The following is a 13,948-nucleotide window of genomic DNA, read 5'->3' as shown; positions in this document are numbered from 1 at the left end:
GGTGAACGAACTCCAGAGGGATGGCTGCGCGCCCGATCGCCTCTCGTGCGCGAGAAGGATCAGCGCTCGTCTCCAATAGCGGCACCACCGCGAAATTCGCGCCGCAGGTCCAGCACGGTCTGCTCGATATGGGCGAACATCCGCTCCCGCACCGCCGCGGTGTCGCGCGACAGCCAGCTTTCCAGCAATTGCGCATGCTCGTCGTTCGCACGCTGGTCGCGTCCCAGCGGTTCGAGATGCTTGCGCACGTAACGCTCGCCGAGCACGTGCAGCCGCTCCAGCATCGTGGTCGTGATCGGCTGCCGCGACGGGCGCAGCAGCGCGACGTGAAAGGCGCGGTTGAAGGCGCCGACCCCGTCGCCGTGCGCGTTGGTCGCAGCGTCGAGCTGCGCCAGCGTCTGCATCGCAACGGCCTGCTCCTGCTCGCTGGCATTCGCCGACGCCTGCGCAGCCACTTCGGGTTCCAGCTTGAGGCGCAGCGCATAGACCTCCTCGGCCTCGGCGATCGTCAGTTCGCGGACGAAATAGCCGCGGTTGGCGCGTGAGCGAACCAGCCCCTCCTGCTCGAGCCGCGTCAGCGCCTCGCGCAACGGGATCTTGCTGACGCCCAGTTCGGCGGCGAGCGCGTCCTGCCGGATGGCGCGGTCGACATCCACCTGACCAGCCAGAATGCGGTCGCGGACGAGATCGACGAGTTGTTCGGAAAGGTTGCGGACGATAATACCGGTCATGAAGAACCCCAACCGGCAGAGATATACCGGTAAATCACTTAACCCTCGCGTCAGCCCGCGCGCAATGGCTCCCGCGGTCCTGTCCCGCATCGCAACAGAAAATCACGGCGCCCTGGCCGGACCGTGAAGCGCAGGCGTCAACCGAACCGCGCAAGATCGAACGGCGCCAGATCGTAGGCCGGCGTTTCGCCGTGCAACAACGCGGCCAGCGCCTCGCCACCCGTCGCGGAGAGCGTCAGCCCGAGATGCTGATGCCCGAATGCATAGGCCACCGCACCACGCCGCCCGATCGCGGGGAGATAATCGGGCAACGTCGGCCGCGCGCCCATCCACGGCGCGACCGGCTCGCGCAACGGCAGCCCGAGCGCCGCGACATGCGCGCGCAGCCGCGCCCATTTGCGCGGATCGGCGGGCGTCGCGACCGCGGCGAATTCGACGATGCTCGCGGCCCGCAGCCGTTGTGCGAAGCGTGTGACGATCATCGCGCGGTCCTCGAACACCACCGGGGGCTGGTCGGCGGGCCAGTCGCCCGGATCGCCCTCGATATGATAGCCGCGCTCGGCGATCAGCGGCGCACGCAGGCCGAGCGGCGCAACCAGCGGCGCCGAGGCCGCGCCGGCTGCGACCACCACGACATCGGCGTCGAGCGGCGCTGCCTCGTCCAGCGTGACACGCACACCGCCGTCACGCTCGATCACGGAGCGGGCGCGGTCATATACCCTCGCGCCGCCCGCCGCGCTGAACCGCTTGGCCAATGCCTCGCCCAGCGCGCCGGTATCGGTGATCTGTCCACTGCCTTCGAACCGGATCGCGCCCGCCAACGGCACGCCGGTCAGCGTGCGCAATCGCGCCAGTTCTTCCCCGGTCGCGTTCCGCACCGTCGCGGTGCCGGTATCCGCCGCCAGCCATGCCGCGCGCCCCCGCGCCGCCGTCGCGGGCGTCTCCCAGACGACATAATGGCCGTCGACGCGCAGCAGCTCGGGCATCCCCGCCTCCGCGAGCACGCGCTGCCACGCCGGGATCGCAGTCGCGAGCATCGCCGACAGCGCCGCCTTGCCGCGCGCGAATCGGGCCGGCGTGCTGGCGCGCAGCAGCCGCAGCGTGAACGGCAGCCACCACCCGATCGCCCGGGCCGGCAGCGCCAGCGCCCCGCCGCGCGAGAACAGCCGCGTGGGCACGCTGGCAATCGTCGACAGCGACGCCAGCGGCGCGACCTGCTCGACCGCAATATGCCCGGCATTGCCCCACGACGCCCCGCGCCATGGCGCGTCGGGCGCGACGATCGTCACCTGCGTGCCCCGCTTCTGCAAGGCGAGCGCGACGTTCAGCGCCACCACGCCGTCGCCGACGACGATCGCCGAACGGATCATGCCTGCGCCCGCACCAGGCTGCGCGCACGGCCGTAGGCGAGATAGAAGACCACGCCCAGCACGTTCCACAAGGCGAACCGCTCCAGCGTGTGCGTCGGCAGGCTGACCAGCAGATAGATGCAGCCGAGGATCGCCAGCGTCCCGACCAGCATCGGCGCCGGGCAGCGGAACACGCGCTTCAGCTCGGGCGCGCGCTTGCGCAGTATCATCATGCACGCCGCCACCGCGATGAACGCCAGCAACGTGCCCGCATTCGCCAGTTCGGCGATCTCGTCGAGCCGGAAGAACCCCGCCACCGCCGCGACGAACACGCCGGTCACCATCGTCACCAGCGCCGGCGACCCGGTGCGCGCCGACACGCGGCTCAAGGATCGCGGCAGCAATCCGTCACGCGACATCACGAAGAAGATGCGGCTCTGCCCGTACATCATGACCAGGATCACCGACGGCAGCGCGATCAGCGCGGCCAGCCCGATCGCCCACGCCGCAAACGGATGCTGGAGCGTGCGCAGCACGTAAGCGAGCGGCTCGGCCGACTTGCCGAGGTCGATATAGCTCACCGCCCCGATCGCCGCGACCGCAACGCCCATGTAGATCAGGGTGCACGCCGCCATCGACCCGATGATCCCGATCGTAAGGTCACGCCCCGGATTGCGCGCTTCCTCCGCCGAGGTCGCGACCGCATCGAAGCCGTAGAAAGCAAAGAACACGATCGCCGCCGCCGCCATCACCCCGCGCGTCGCGCCGCCCTGAACGTGGCTGCCGAAGCCATACGGCATGAACGGCTCGAAATTGCCGCCGTTGAACGCCGGCAAGGCGACGAACACGAACACCGCCAGCGCGACCATCTTGATCGCAACCAATACGATGTTGAACGTCGCACTCTCCCTGGTGCCCGCGACCAGCATGCCCGCGATCCCGAGCGCGACCAGCACCGCCGGCAGGTTGACGATCCCGCCGCCGTGCGGCCCCGAGAGCAACGCGGCGGGCAGATGCACCCCCGCGCTCTGCAACCACCCGACCAGATAGGCGGACCAGCCGACCGCCACCGTCGAACACGCCAGCGAATATTCGAGGATCAGGCTCCACCCGACGATCCAGGCGATGCTCTCGCCGATCACCGAATAGGTATAGGTATAGGCACTGCCCGCGGTCGGGATCAGTGTCGCCATCTCGGCATAGGCAAGCGCCGCGCAGGCGCACACTGCCCCGGCGATCGCGAAGGACAGGATCACCGCCGGCCCGGCACGATCCGCGCCGACCCCGGTCAACGTGTAGATGCCGGTGCCGACGATGGCGCCGATCCCCAGCGCGATCAGATGCGGCCAGCTCAGCGTCTTGCGCAGCTTGCGATCCGGGTCGGTCTCCCGCGCATCGAGCGGCTTCAGCGGCCCCAATATCCCTCGTGCCAAATGCCTCTCCCCTGTTTGTTATTTACCGTTCACCTTCCCTCTGTCGTCATCCCCGCGCAGGCGGGGATCCAGAACCTCTGACCTTTCGGCATTTGCGAAGACCAGCGCGTCTGGATTCCCGCCTTCGCGGGAATGACGGAGGGTAGCGGCGATCACACCACCGTGAACCCGCCCCAGAACGGATCCTCACGATCGATCCAGATCGTGTTGAACCCCGTCGCGATCGCCGAGCCTTCGATCGACGGCACGATCGCCGGCTGCTCGCCGATCGTCGTTTCCGCCTCGACCCGCCCGATGAAGCGGCTGCCGATGTAGCTTTCGTGCACGAACCGGTCGCCGACCTTCAGCCGCCCGGTCGCCGCAAGATGCGCAAGCCGCGCCGAGGTGCCGGTGCCACACGGACTGCGATCGATCGCGCGCTCGCCATAGAACACCGCGTTGCGCCCGTCCGCGCCCTCGCCCTTCGGCTTGTCCGCCCATAGCACATGGCTGACACCGCGGATCGTCGGCTCGAGCGGATGAACCGGCTCATAGACCGCGCGCACCAGTTCACGGACCGTCCGGCTCAGCTCGACGATCCGCGCCGCGCCGAGATCATCGAGCCCGGTGTACGCACCCTGCGGCTCGATGATCGCATAATAATTGCCGCCATAGGCGACGTCGATCGACAGCGGGCCGAACCCCGGCACATCGATCCGCAATCCCTGCGTCGCCAGATAGGCAGGCACGTTGCGGATCTTGACCGAGCGCACGCGGTCGCCATCCGCGACATAATCGATGTCGATCACCCCGGCAGGCACCTCGACGCGCAGGCGTCCCGGCTCGCGCGGGGTGATCAGGCCGTTCTCCAGCCCGAAGGTGATCATCCCGATCGTCCCGTGCCCGCACATCGGCAGGCACCCGGACGTCTCGATGAACAGGATCGCCGCATCCGCATCGCCGCATGGCGGGTACAGGAACCCGCCCGACATCATGTCGTGCCCGCGCGGCTCGAAGCACAAGCCGGTGCGGATCCAGTCGAACCGCGCCAGGAAATCCTGCCGCCGCTCCGCCATGCTGGCACCCCGCAGCAGCGGGGCGCCCCCGGCCACCAGACGGACGGGATTGCCCGCCGTGTGGCCGTCGATGCAGAAGAAAGTGTGGCGCATCAGGCCGCGACTGCTTCCTTGAGGATCGGGCGCGTCGCCGCGCATTTCTCGACCATCGCAATCACCTCGGCACGACGCGCGCCGTCCAGCGGCAGACGCGGCAGGCGCACGCGCTCCGACCCGCGCCCCATGATCTCCTCGGCCAGCTTGATCGACTGGACCAGATCATGCTCGGCATCGAGATGCAGCAGCGGCATGAACCAGCGATAGATGCGCCGCGCCTCTTCCCAGTCGCCGCGATCGACCGCCGCGATCAGCGCCACCGATTCCTTCGGGAACGCGCTGGTCAGCCCCGAGACCCAGCCGCTCGCGCCGAGCAGCATGCCCTCCAGCGCGACATCGTCCAGCCCCGCCATTACGATATAGCGGTCGCCGAAGCGATTGATGACGTCGGTGAAGCGGCGCGGATCGGGCGCGCTTTCCTTGACCGCGACGATGTTCTTGACCGGCTCCAGCAGTTCGAGCGTGTTGAAGTCGACCGACACGCGGTACGCAGGCGGGTTGTTGTAGAGCATGATCGGCAGCCCGGTCGCCTCGGCGACGGTGCGGAAATGCGTCGCCAGTTCGTTCGGCGTCGGGACATAGACCATTGCGGGGAGCAGCATCAGCGCGTCGACGCCGATGTCCTCGACCTCCTTCGCGAACGCCGCCGCGCGGCGCGTCGTGAACTCGGACACGCCGCACACCAGCGGCACGCGCCCGCCGACCGCCTCGACGCCGGCGCGCAGCACGGCATGCTTCTCGTCGACGTCGAGCGAGTTGTTCTCCCCGCACGTGCCGAGCAGGATCAGCCCGTCGACGCCGTCCTCGACCAACGCCACCAACCCGCGCTGCGTCGCGTCGATGTCCACCGAACCATCAGCCGCGAACTGCGTCGTTGCTGCGGGATAGACGCCCGTCCACATGCTCGAACCAGAAACCACATCGTCCTCCTGAATGATGAGGTTCGTATACGATATAAACTGTGGGTTACCAAGCTATTTGTTGGACGATACCGCGAAGGTTCGCGCAAGGCCGTGGTACAATTTCTCGCGGCAAATGGACTGGCTGGCACCATCTGCGACAAACGCGGTCGCGAACATCGGCAGCATCAGCCCGCGGCTTCCGGTGGTCTCCGCCAGGATGATGACCGCGGTCAAGGGCGCCCGGACAACCCCGGTGAAATAGCCGACCATGCCGAGAATCACGACCGCCGACGCCGGTGAGTCGGCGAACAGCGGCCGCAGCAGGTTGCCGACCCCCGCGCCGACCGCCAGCGATGGCGCGAAGATCCCGCCCGGCAACCCTGCCACCGCGGTCGCCAGCGTCGCCAGCAGCTTGGCCGGGCCGAACCACAGCGGCGCGTCGACCCCGCCGATCATCGCCCGCGCCGCGCTATAGCCGGTGCCCCAGGTCAGCCCCGTCCCGCACCCCAGCGCCGCGACCACCACGCCGCATCCGACCGCAAACCACACCGGGCGCCGCTTGCTCCACGCTGCCACGGGATGCACGCCGCCGGCCAGCGCCAGCATCGCGCGCGCGAACGCCCCGCCCGCCAGCCCGCCGACCAGCCCCGCCGCTCCGGCGACGACCAGCGCCGATCCGATCGGCATGTGCGCGCCGACCAGACCGAAATAGAGATAGTCGCCCTGCACCGACTGCGCGACCATCCCCGCGATGACGATCGCGCCGACCACCAGCAACGTCACCTTCTGCTCATAGGCGGCGGCGAGTTCCTCGATGGCGAACAGCAACCCGGCCAATGGCGTATTGAACGCCGCCGCCACCCCGGCCGCGCCGCCCGCGATCAGCACGCCCGCGCGCAGCGGGACGCGCAGGATGCGGTGCGTCAGCCCCATGATCGCCGCGGCGATCTGCACGGTCGGCCCCTCGCGCCCCACCGACGCCCCCGCCAGCACCGCGGCGAGCGTCAGCGCCGCCTTGCCGATCACCGTCGGCAGCGACACCAGCGAGCGCGTCGCCGCCTCGGGATCGGCCTGCGCCGCCATCACTTGCGGGATGCCGGACCCGCGCGCCAGCGGCACGTAGCGCCGCGTCAGCCACACCAAAGCGCCGAAGGTCAGCGGAGTCGTGATCATCGGCACCCAGCGATGCTGCCGCGCGAAGCCGGCAAAAAGCTCGCCGCACGCATCCGCCGCCAGCGCGAAGACGGTCGCCGCCAGCCCGATCGCCACTGCCCCGGCAAGAATCGCGAGCCGCGCGCGCAACCGCCGTGCGCGCGGGCGCTGCGACCGGAGCAACGCCCGCATCCGCGCGGGCGTCCAGCCGAACCGCCCGTGCCGCGATGAAGTTTGCTGCGCCATTCCGACGCCTTACACGCGCGTGCGCCGAAAAGGCCAGCACCGCGGCGTGGGTCGGCGAGTCACATTGCCGGTAAGCGGTCCGCCTACATTTCCCCGCGCGCGTGACGGATCGCGTACCATTTCTTCACATTGGCATTATGCTCGGCCAGCGTATCCGCGAAGACGTGCCCGCCGCTTCCGTCCGCGACGAAATACAGCGCCTTCGTCTCGGCCGGGTTCAGCACCGCATCGATCGACAGCCGTCCCGGATTGGCGATCGGCCCGGCCGGCAGCCCCGTCTCCGCATACGTATTATATCCGTTCTTTGCGCGCAGTTCCGATTGCCGGATACGCCGGCCCAGCGGCCGCCCCCTGGTGATCGGATAAATAACGGTCGGATCAGCCTGCAGCGGCATCCCGAGCCGCAGCCGGTTGCCGTAGACCGCCGCCACCGTCCGCCGCTCCTCGGGCTTGGCGGTTTCCTTCTCGACGATCGAGGCGAGGATGATCGCCTGCGCCGGCGTCGTCACGACCGCCCCCGGCTTGCGCGTCTTCCACGCCGCTGCAAGATACTTCCGCATCGCCGCCTGCATCCGCGCGAGCACCGCCGCGCGTGGCTCGCCGCGTTCGAAGGCATAGCCATCGGGCAGCACCGAGCCTTCCGCGGGTACGTTGACGTCGCCGGTCAGCGTCTCGGCTTTCATCAGCGCGTCGCGCACCATCACCGACGGCAGCCCCTCGGGGACCACCACCAGCCGCTGCACGGCCTTGCCGCCCTGCAGGATCGCGAGCACCTGCGCGGCGCTGGCATGTTCGGGGAACGCATATTCGCCCGCCTTGATCGGCGCGCCCGACGCGAAGAGCCGCGCCTGCACGCGGAAGCGGCGCGCCGAGGCGATCACCCCGGCCTTTTCCAGTGTCCGCGCCGCAGCAGCGAGGCTCGACCCTTCGGCGATCCCGACATTGGCGGCGCGCGGCAACGGCCCCGCACCCTTCCAGCCATATCCGACCCAGAAGCCGGCTGCGACCAACAGCAGGCCGGCGACAAGGGCAAAGCAGCCGAGCCTGCGCATGGTCCTAGCCTCAGACCGCCTTCATCACCAGCGAAGCGTTGGTGCCGCCGAAGCCAAACGAATTGTTCAGCACCGCGCGCACCGGCCGCTTCCTGGCATGATGCGGGACGAGATCGACGCCCTCGGTGCCCTCGTCGGGATTGTCGAGGTTGAGCGTCGGTGGCACGATCTGGTCGCGCATCGCGAGAATGCAGAAGATGCTCTCCACCGCGCCCGCGCCGCCGAGCAGATGCCCGATCGCCGACTTGGTGCTCGACATCGACGCGCCCGACAGATCGTCGCCGAACACGCGCTTTGCCGCCGCCAGCTCGATCGTGTCGGCCATCGTCGAGGTGCCGTGCGCGTTGATGTAATCGATGTCCGCCGGGGTCATCCCCGCCTTGCGCAGCGCCATCCGCATCGCCAGTTCCGCACCCTTACCCTCGGGATGCGGCGCGGTGACGTGATAGGCGTCGCCCGACAGGCCGTAACCGACCACCTCGGCATAGATTTTCGCGCCGCGCGCCTTGGCGTGCTCATATTCCTCGAGCACGATCACGCCCGCGCCCTCGCCCATCACGAAGCCGTCGCGGTCCTTGTCATACGGCCGGCTGGCCTGTTCGGGCCGATCGTTCATGCTGCAATTGAGCGCACGCGCCTGTGCGAAGCCAGCGACGCCAAGCGGGTTGACCGTGCTCTCCGCCCCGCCCGCCAGCATGATGTCGGCATCGTCGTCGCGGATCATCCGCGCCGCGTCGCCGATCGAATGCGCACCGGTCGAGCAGGCGGTGACGACCGCGTGATTCGGCCCCATCAAGCCGTATTTGATCGAAACCTGACCCGAAATCAGGTTGATGAGGCGACCGTGGACGAAATGCGGACTCACACGGCCCGGACCGCGCTCGTGGAGGTTGACCGATTCGATCTCGATCCCCGGCAAGCCACCGATCCCCGATCCGATCGACACGCCCGCGCGCATCCGCATCTCCTCGTCCATCTCGGTCAGCCCGGCGTCTTCCAGCGCCTGCCCCGCGGCATCGATGCCATAGATGATGAACGGGTCGACCTGCCGCTGGACCTTGTGGTCCACGCGCTTGTCGGGATCGAAGCCATATTCATGGTCCTTCGGCTTCACCTCGCACGCGATCAGGCACTTCTGCCCGGTGGTGTCGAAGCGCGTGATCGGGCCGGCGCCCGATTTCCCGGCAATCAGGTTCGCCCAGGCGGTTTCCACGTCCGCCCCGAGCGGGGTGACGAGGCCAAGTCCGGTGACGACGACGCGACGCATAGGCTTCCCTTCTTCCCGCCCTTTGCGCCTCTCCCACGCATCCGGCGGTCTTCATAAACGAAACGGCTCCCCATCCTCTAGCGAAGGACGGGAAGCCGCTCAAATCTGTTCGACGGCCGGGCGTCGGCAGGGACGAGAAGCCCCGCCACCCGGCGCATCAGGGCCTTAGCCCTTGTGCTCGTCGATATAGGTGATCGCGTCCTTGACGGTCGAGATCTTCTCGGCGGCGTCGTCCGGGATTTCCACCCCGAACTCTTCCTCGAACGCCATGACCAGCTCGACGATGTCGAGGCTGTCCGCGCCCAGATCGTCGATGAAGCTGGCGTCCTCGGTCACCTTGTCGGCTTCGACGCCGAGATGCTCGACGACGATCTTCTTCACGCGGTCGGCGGTCTCGCTCATAACTTTCCCTCTTTCGATTTGGGGGGGTGATTTAGATTTCCTGAACGCAGGTAGAGCCCGTTAACCCGCCTGACAAGTCCGTGTGTGCAGCACCTGCCGGGCGGATGGCTCAAACCATCGCCATCCCGCCGTTGACGTGGATGGTCTGCCCGGTGACGTAGCCGGCCTCTTTCGACGCAAGATACACGACCGCGGCGGCGATGTCCTCGCCCGTCCCCAGATCACCCGCGGGAATGCGTGCCGTCAACTGTGTTTTCTGCGCCTCGGGCAGCCCGTCGGTCATCGCCGAGCGGATAAAGCCCGGCGCGACGCAATTGACGGTGATGTTGCGGCTGGCCAGTTCCTGCGCCAGCGCCTTGGACATGCCGACCAGCCCCGCCTTCGACGCGGCGTAGTTCGCCTGCCCCGGATTGCCGGTCTGCCCGACGACCGAGGTGATCGAGATCACGCGGCCGAAACGCTGCTTCATCATCGGCTTGGCCGCGGCGCGGATCAGCCGGAACGCGGCCTCCAGGTTGACGCGGATCACCTGATCCCATTCGTCGTCCTTCATCCGCATCGCCAGATTGTCGCGCGTCACGCCGGCATTGTTGACGAGCACGTCGATCCGCCCGCCCAGCGCCGCGACCGCCTGCGGCACCAGCCCGTCGACCGCCACGGGATCCGACAGGTCGCACGGCACCGCGACATGCCCGTCACCACCCAGCTCACCGAGGAAAGCCTCCAGCTTGGCGACGTTCGACCCCGACACCGCCAGCCGCGCGCCCTGCGCCGCGAGCCCCTTCGCGATCGCCGACCCGATCCCCCCCGAAGCGCCGGTCACCAGCGCGGTCATGCCTGTAAGGTCGAACATTGGTTACTCCTGTTGCTCAGATTGATTGTTCGCGCAGAGACGCGGAGGCGCAGAGGGGTTGTGATTGTTGACCAGCCGGCGGATCCCCTCCTTCAGGGTTGCTCCGCCGAAATTGAGAAGCAATCCGACCGGACGATCGGTCAACCGAAGGTACGTCAGCAATTGTTTGGCATGACCGGCCGTCGCCGCTCGACGGATTTGATCTCGACGATCAACCGCTCGTCGATCAACAGGTCGATGCGGAAGGCATTGTCGAACCGCATGTCCTCGAAGCGGATAGATACCGGAACCTGCGTTTCGACCGTGTAGCCCATACGGGCCAGCTTCGCCGCCAGCACCGTTTCGTACACACTCTCAAGCAGGCCCGGGCCAAGGTCGCGGTGCAGCCTGATCGCCACATCGACCACGTCGCCGCTGATCCGGTCGATATCCCGAGCCACACCCTCTCTGCGCCTCCGCGTCTCTGCGCGAGATCAAAACTTCTTCAGCAGCGCCTCGACATCGTCCATCGACACCACGCTCACCACCTCGACGTCCGGCGCGATCCGCTTGACCATCGGCGACAGCACCTTGCCGCCGAACTCGACGAACTCGGTCACCCCCGCCTCGACCATCGCCAGCACCGACTCGCGCCACCGCACCCGTCCTGTCACCTGCTCGACCAGCAAGCGTCGGATCGTCGCCGGATCGGCCACCGCCACCGCGTCGACGTTCGCGAACACCGGCATCAGCGGCGCGCGCAGATCGGCCGCCGCCAGCGCGCCCTCCATCACCCGCGCCGCATCCTCCATCAGCGGACAATGAAACGGCGCCGACACCGGCAACAGCACCGCCCGCTTCGCGCCCAGCTCCTTGGCCAGCGCCACCGCGCGCTCCACCGCGGCGCGATGCCCGGAGATCACCACCTGCGACGGGTCGTTGTCATTGGCGACCGTGCACACCAGCGTCTCGCCGGTCTCGGTCAGGATCAGGTCGACCGCCGCGCCCGCGATCGCCTGCGCCTTCTCGACATCCGCGCCGAGCAGCGCTGCCATCGCCCCCTCGCCGACCGGCACCGCGGCCTGCATCGCCCGCCCGCGCGTCTTCAGCAGCCGTGCGGTCGTGCCGAGGTCGAGCGCCTCCGCCGCGCACAAGGCGCTATATTCTCCCAGCGAATGACCGGCGACATAATCGGCCTTCTCGGCCAGCCGCACATTGCCCTCGCGCGTCAGCACGCGGAGCGTCGCGATCGCATTCGCCATGATCGCCGGCTGTGCATTCTCGGTCAGCGTCAACTCGTCAGCCGGCCCCTCCGCCATCAACCGGCGCAGATTCTGCCCCAGCGCCTCGTCAACCTCGCCGAACACCTCGCGCGCCACCGCCGAGGCGTCGGCCAGCGCCGCGCCCATGCCGACCGCCTGACTGCCCTGACCGGGAAAGATGAACGCGCGCATGAAGGCCTCCGTGGAAATCGCCCGCGCTGCTAGGCCGCGCGCGCGCTTCGGGTCAACCGCTGGCGATTCGGCGCGGTTTCTGGCATAAGGATGTCACGAGGCGGGAAAGTTGAATCCAACGCGCGATCGTCTCAACATTCGCAACATTCGCGCCGCAACACGCGCCGCAACATTCGGTTGCAGCGGACGCGTTTTCGCGTCATAGCGCGACGGCGTCGGGCGGAAGGGAATCACCTTGCCGCCCTTTGCCATTGGAACGACAGCCGGAGGGGCGTTGCACATGGGGTGCTCGTCAGCGATCGGCCAACATGAAGGTACGTGCATGGCTCTGTACGAGCATGTGTTCCTTGCGCGCCAGGATCTGGCACAGGCGCAGGTGGACACGCTGGCGGAAACCGCCACCAGGATCGTCGAGGAACGTGGCGGCAAGGTCGTCAAGACCGAGACCTGGGGCCTGCGTTCGCTCGCCTATCGCATCGCGAAGAACCGCAAGGCGCACTACGTGATGCTCGAGATCGACGCACCGGGCGACACCGTCGCCGAACTGGAGCGTCAGACCAGCATCAACGAGGACGTGATCCGCTACATGACCGTCCGCGTCGACGGCCACGAAGAAGGTCCGACCGTGATGATGCGCAAGCAGGAGCGCGACCGTGAGCGTCGTGGCGAGCGCGAGGGTGGCCGCGGCGAGCGTGGTGACCGTGGTGACCGCGGCGGCGATCGTGGCGATCGTGGCCCCCGTCGTGATCGTGAAGAGGAGGCCGCATAATGGCGCGTCCGTTTTTCCGCCGCCGCAAGTCGTGCCCGTTCAGCGCCAAGGATGCGCCCCGGATCGACTATAAGGACGTCCGGCTGTTGCAGGGCTTCGTGTCCGAGCGTGGCAAGATCGTCCCGTCGCGCATCACCTCGGTGAGCGCCAAGAAGCAGCGCGAGCTGGCGCAGGCGATCAAGCGCGCGCGTCACCTGGGCCTGCTGCCCTACGTCGTGAAGTAAGGAGAAGAGCAGATGGATATCATCCTGCTTGAGCGCGTCGAGAAGCTCGGCGGCATCGGCGACGTGGTGAAGGTCAAGGACGGGTTCGCTCGTAACTACCTGCTCCCGAACAAGAAGGCGCTGCGCGCCAACGAAGCCAATCGCAAGGTGTTCGAGGCGAACCGCGCCCGCATCGAGAGCGAGAACGCCAACCGTCGCGGCGAGGCCGAGAAGGAAGCGGGCTCGTTCAAGGACGCGCAGATCACGCTGATCCGCCAGTCGTCGAACACCGGCCAGCTGTACGGCTCGGTCGCGGTGCGCGATCTGGTCGAGGCGCTTCAGGCCGATGGTCACAAGGTGACCAAGAGCCAGGTGGTGCTGGACCGTCCGATCAAGTCGATCGGCCTGTACGACGTCAAGGTGCAGCTGCACCCGGAGGTCGTCGTGAACGTCAAGGTCAACGTCGCGCGCTCGCCCGAAGAGGCCGAGATGCAGACGGCGGGTGTCGACGTCATGCAGCAGGTCTTCGAGGAAGGTCGCGATCAGGGCGGCTTCACCGAGGATTACGATCCGAATGCCGAGCCGGGCGCGACCGCCGAGGCTCAGTCGGACGACGCGCAGGGCTGACCGGCCCTACGCACCGCCGGCAAGAAGAAAGGCCCGCCCGGATCGCTCCGGGCGGGCCTTTCCTTGTTCGGCGCCGCCTCTTCAGGGGGGAATGGCGGCGCCTTCGGGGGGCCTTAAAAGCTTGTGATCAGGGGACGTTCCAGACGGCACTCACCACCGCGACCAGCGGGAAAAGCGCAAGAGCGAGCGGTGTGACGTGCTTCAGCATGGCGACCTTTGCGAGCCGTTATCATCGATGCCAGCTTAATCGCTGCCACGTCCAAAGGTTGCGCGCCGCTGAACGAAATTCGATCCGGCGACCGGCCGCTGCGCTGCGACGAGTCGAGCAACGCCAGCCGGAACATGGCGGCGTGCGGCAGGTTCCCCTACCACTCGCCG

Annotated in this window: 14 protein-coding genes and 1 pseudogene; 3 read left to right on the top strand and 12 right to left on the bottom strand. The window is 67.7% G+C overall.

The window, feature by feature from the left end; genetic code table 11:
- Nucleotides 1-59: 59 nt before the first annotated feature.
- The 12 genes and pseudogenes from BACI71_RS15950 to fabD form a co-directional block, all read right to left on the bottom strand.
- Complete coding sequence (locus tag BACI71_RS15950) at nucleotides 60-731, bottom strand: GntR family transcriptional regulator (RefSeq protein WP_159760274.1); 672 nt, start codon at nucleotides 729-731, stop codon at nucleotides 60-62.
- A gap of 137 nt (nucleotides 732-868) precedes the next feature.
- Nucleotides 869-2,101, bottom strand: coding sequence for an NAD(P)/FAD-dependent oxidoreductase (locus BACI71_RS15945; RefSeq protein ID WP_159760272.1), 1,233 nt, complete (start codon nucleotides 2,099-2,101; stop codon nucleotides 869-871).
- Nucleotides 2,098-3,501 (bottom strand): amino acid permease, encoded by a 1,404-nt coding sequence (locus BACI71_RS15940; RefSeq protein ID WP_443018512.1) that lies wholly within the window; start codon nucleotides 3,499-3,501, stop codon nucleotides 2,098-2,100. The genes BACI71_RS15945 and BACI71_RS15940 overlap by 4 nt, the downstream gene beginning before the upstream one ends.
- A gap of 164 nt (nucleotides 3,502-3,665) precedes the next feature.
- On the bottom strand, nucleotides 3,666-4,661 hold the full coding sequence (locus tag BACI71_RS15935; RefSeq protein ID WP_159760268.1) for a 4-hydroxyproline epimerase: 996 nt from the start codon (nucleotides 4,659-4,661) through the stop codon (nucleotides 3,666-3,668).
- Nucleotides 4,661-5,566 (bottom strand): dihydrodipicolinate synthase family protein, encoded by a 906-nt coding sequence (locus BACI71_RS15930; protein ID WP_159761284.1) that lies wholly within the window; start codon nucleotides 5,564-5,566, stop codon nucleotides 4,661-4,663. Before BACI71_RS15930 ends, BACI71_RS15935 begins: the two co-directional genes overlap by 1 nt.
- A gap of 72 nt (nucleotides 5,567-5,638) precedes the next feature.
- Entirely contained in the window at nucleotides 5,639-6,964 is a 1,326-nt protein-coding gene (locus BACI71_RS15925; protein WP_159760266.1) for a chloride channel protein, read from the bottom strand.
- 83 nt (nucleotides 6,965-7,047) lie between these two features.
- Nucleotides 7,048-8,016: an endolytic transglycosylase MltG gene (gene mltG / locus BACI71_RS15920; protein WP_159760264.1), complete on the bottom strand. Its 969-nt coding sequence runs from the start codon at nucleotides 8,014-8,016 to the stop codon at nucleotides 7,048-7,050.
- 10 nt (nucleotides 8,017-8,026) lie between these two features.
- The gene (gene fabF, locus BACI71_RS15915; RefSeq protein WP_159760262.1) at nucleotides 8,027-9,283 is read right to left on the bottom strand and encodes a beta-ketoacyl-ACP synthase II; all 1,257 of its coding nucleotides are present in this window, start codon (nucleotides 9,281-9,283) and stop codon (nucleotides 8,027-8,029) included.
- Nucleotides 9,284-9,448: 165 nt separating this feature from the next.
- Entirely contained in the window at nucleotides 9,449-9,685 is a 237-nt protein-coding gene (locus BACI71_RS15910; RefSeq protein WP_028056834.1) for an acyl carrier protein, read from the bottom strand.
- 109 nt (nucleotides 9,686-9,794) lie between these two features.
- Complete coding sequence (fabG, locus tag BACI71_RS15905; protein WP_159760260.1) at nucleotides 9,795-10,538, bottom strand: 3-oxoacyl-[acyl-carrier-protein] reductase; 744 nt, start codon at nucleotides 10,536-10,538, stop codon at nucleotides 9,795-9,797.
- A 3-nt stretch (nucleotides 10,539-10,541) separates the two neighbouring features.
- Nucleotides 10,542-10,945 (bottom strand): annotated as a pseudogene (locus BACI71_RS15900) (GxxExxY protein).
- Nucleotides 10,946-11,011: 66 nt separating this feature from the next.
- Nucleotides 11,012-11,971, bottom strand: a complete 960-nt coding sequence (fabD, locus tag BACI71_RS15895; RefSeq protein ID WP_159760258.1) for an ACP S-malonyltransferase — start codon at nucleotides 11,969-11,971, stop codon at nucleotides 11,012-11,014.
- A 322-nt stretch (nucleotides 11,972-12,293) separates the two neighbouring features.
- Here fabD and rpsF point away from each other — a divergent pair, with 322 nt between their 5' ends.
- From rpsF to rplI, 3 genes are read left to right on the top strand one after another with little or no spacing between them, the layout of a single operon-like run.
- Nucleotides 12,294-12,740, top strand: a complete 447-nt coding sequence (rpsF, locus tag BACI71_RS15890; protein WP_159760256.1) for a 30S ribosomal protein S6 — start codon at nucleotides 12,294-12,296, stop codon at nucleotides 12,738-12,740.
- Nucleotides 12,740-12,964 carry a 30S ribosomal protein S18 gene (gene rpsR / locus BACI71_RS15885; protein WP_007403456.1) on the top strand — a complete coding sequence of 75 codons (225 nt, stop codon included), beginning with the start codon at nucleotides 12,740-12,742 and terminating at the stop codon, nucleotides 12,962-12,964. The genes rpsF and rpsR overlap by 1 nt, the downstream gene beginning before the upstream one ends.
- Nucleotides 12,965-12,976: 12 nt before the next feature.
- Entirely contained in the window at nucleotides 12,977-13,570 is a 594-nt protein-coding gene (gene rplI, locus BACI71_RS15880; protein WP_159760254.1) for a 50S ribosomal protein L9, read from the top strand.
- The last annotated feature ends 378 nt before the right edge of the window (nucleotides 13,571-13,948 follow it).

This window comes from Sphingomonas sp. 8AM (assembly GCF_902506455.1).
Lineage (GTDB): Bacteria > Pseudomonadota > Alphaproteobacteria > Sphingomonadales > Sphingomonadaceae > Sphingomonas.
Note: the sequence above shows the minus strand (reverse complement) of the source record. Positions and strands in the feature narration are given on the sequence as shown.

Bases quoted from the DNA above. Each gene is read 5' to 3' on its own strand.
- BACI71_RS15950 (WP_159760274.1), bottom strand. From the start codon at position 731: ATGACCGGTATTATCGTCCGCAACCTTTCCGAACAACTCGTCGATCTC.
- BACI71_RS15945 (WP_159760272.1), bottom strand. From the start codon at position 2,101: ATGATCCGTTCGGCGATCGTCGTCGGCGACGGCGTGGTGGCGCTGAAC.
- BACI71_RS15935 (WP_159760268.1), bottom strand. From the start codon at position 4,661: ATGCGCCACACTTTCTTCTGCATCGACGGCCACACGGCGGGCAATCCC.
- BACI71_RS15930 (WP_159761284.1), bottom strand. From the start codon at position 5,566: ATGTGGACGGGCGTCTATCCCGCAGCAACGACGCAGTTCGCGGCTGAT.
- BACI71_RS15925 (WP_159760266.1), bottom strand. From the start codon at position 6,964: ATGGCGCAGCAAACTTCATCGCGGCACGGGCGGTTCGGCTGGACGCCC.
- mltG (WP_159760264.1), bottom strand. From the start codon at position 8,016: ATGCGCAGGCTCGGCTGCTTTGCCCTTGTCGCCGGCCTGCTGTTGGTC.
- fabF (WP_159760262.1), bottom strand. From the start codon at position 9,283: ATGCGTCGCGTCGTCGTCACCGGACTTGGCCTCGTCACCCCGCTCGGG.
- BACI71_RS15910 (WP_028056834.1), bottom strand. From the start codon at position 9,685: ATGAGCGAGACCGCCGACCGCGTGAAGAAGATCGTCGTCGAGCATCTC.
- fabG (WP_159760260.1), bottom strand. From the start codon at position 10,538: ATGTTCGACCTTACAGGCATGACCGCGCTGGTGACCGGCGCTTCGGGG.
- fabD (WP_159760258.1), bottom strand. From the start codon at position 11,971: ATGCGCGCGTTCATCTTTCCCGGTCAGGGCAGTCAGGCGGTCGGCATG.
- rpsF (WP_159760256.1), top strand. From the start codon at position 12,294: ATGGCTCTGTACGAGCATGTGTTCCTTGCGCGCCAGGATCTGGCACAG.
- rpsR (WP_007403456.1), top strand. From the start codon at position 12,740: ATGGCGCGTCCGTTTTTCCGCCGCCGCAAGTCGTGCCCGTTCAGCGCC.
- rplI (WP_159760254.1), top strand. From the start codon at position 12,977: ATGGATATCATCCTGCTTGAGCGCGTCGAGAAGCTCGGCGGCATCGGC.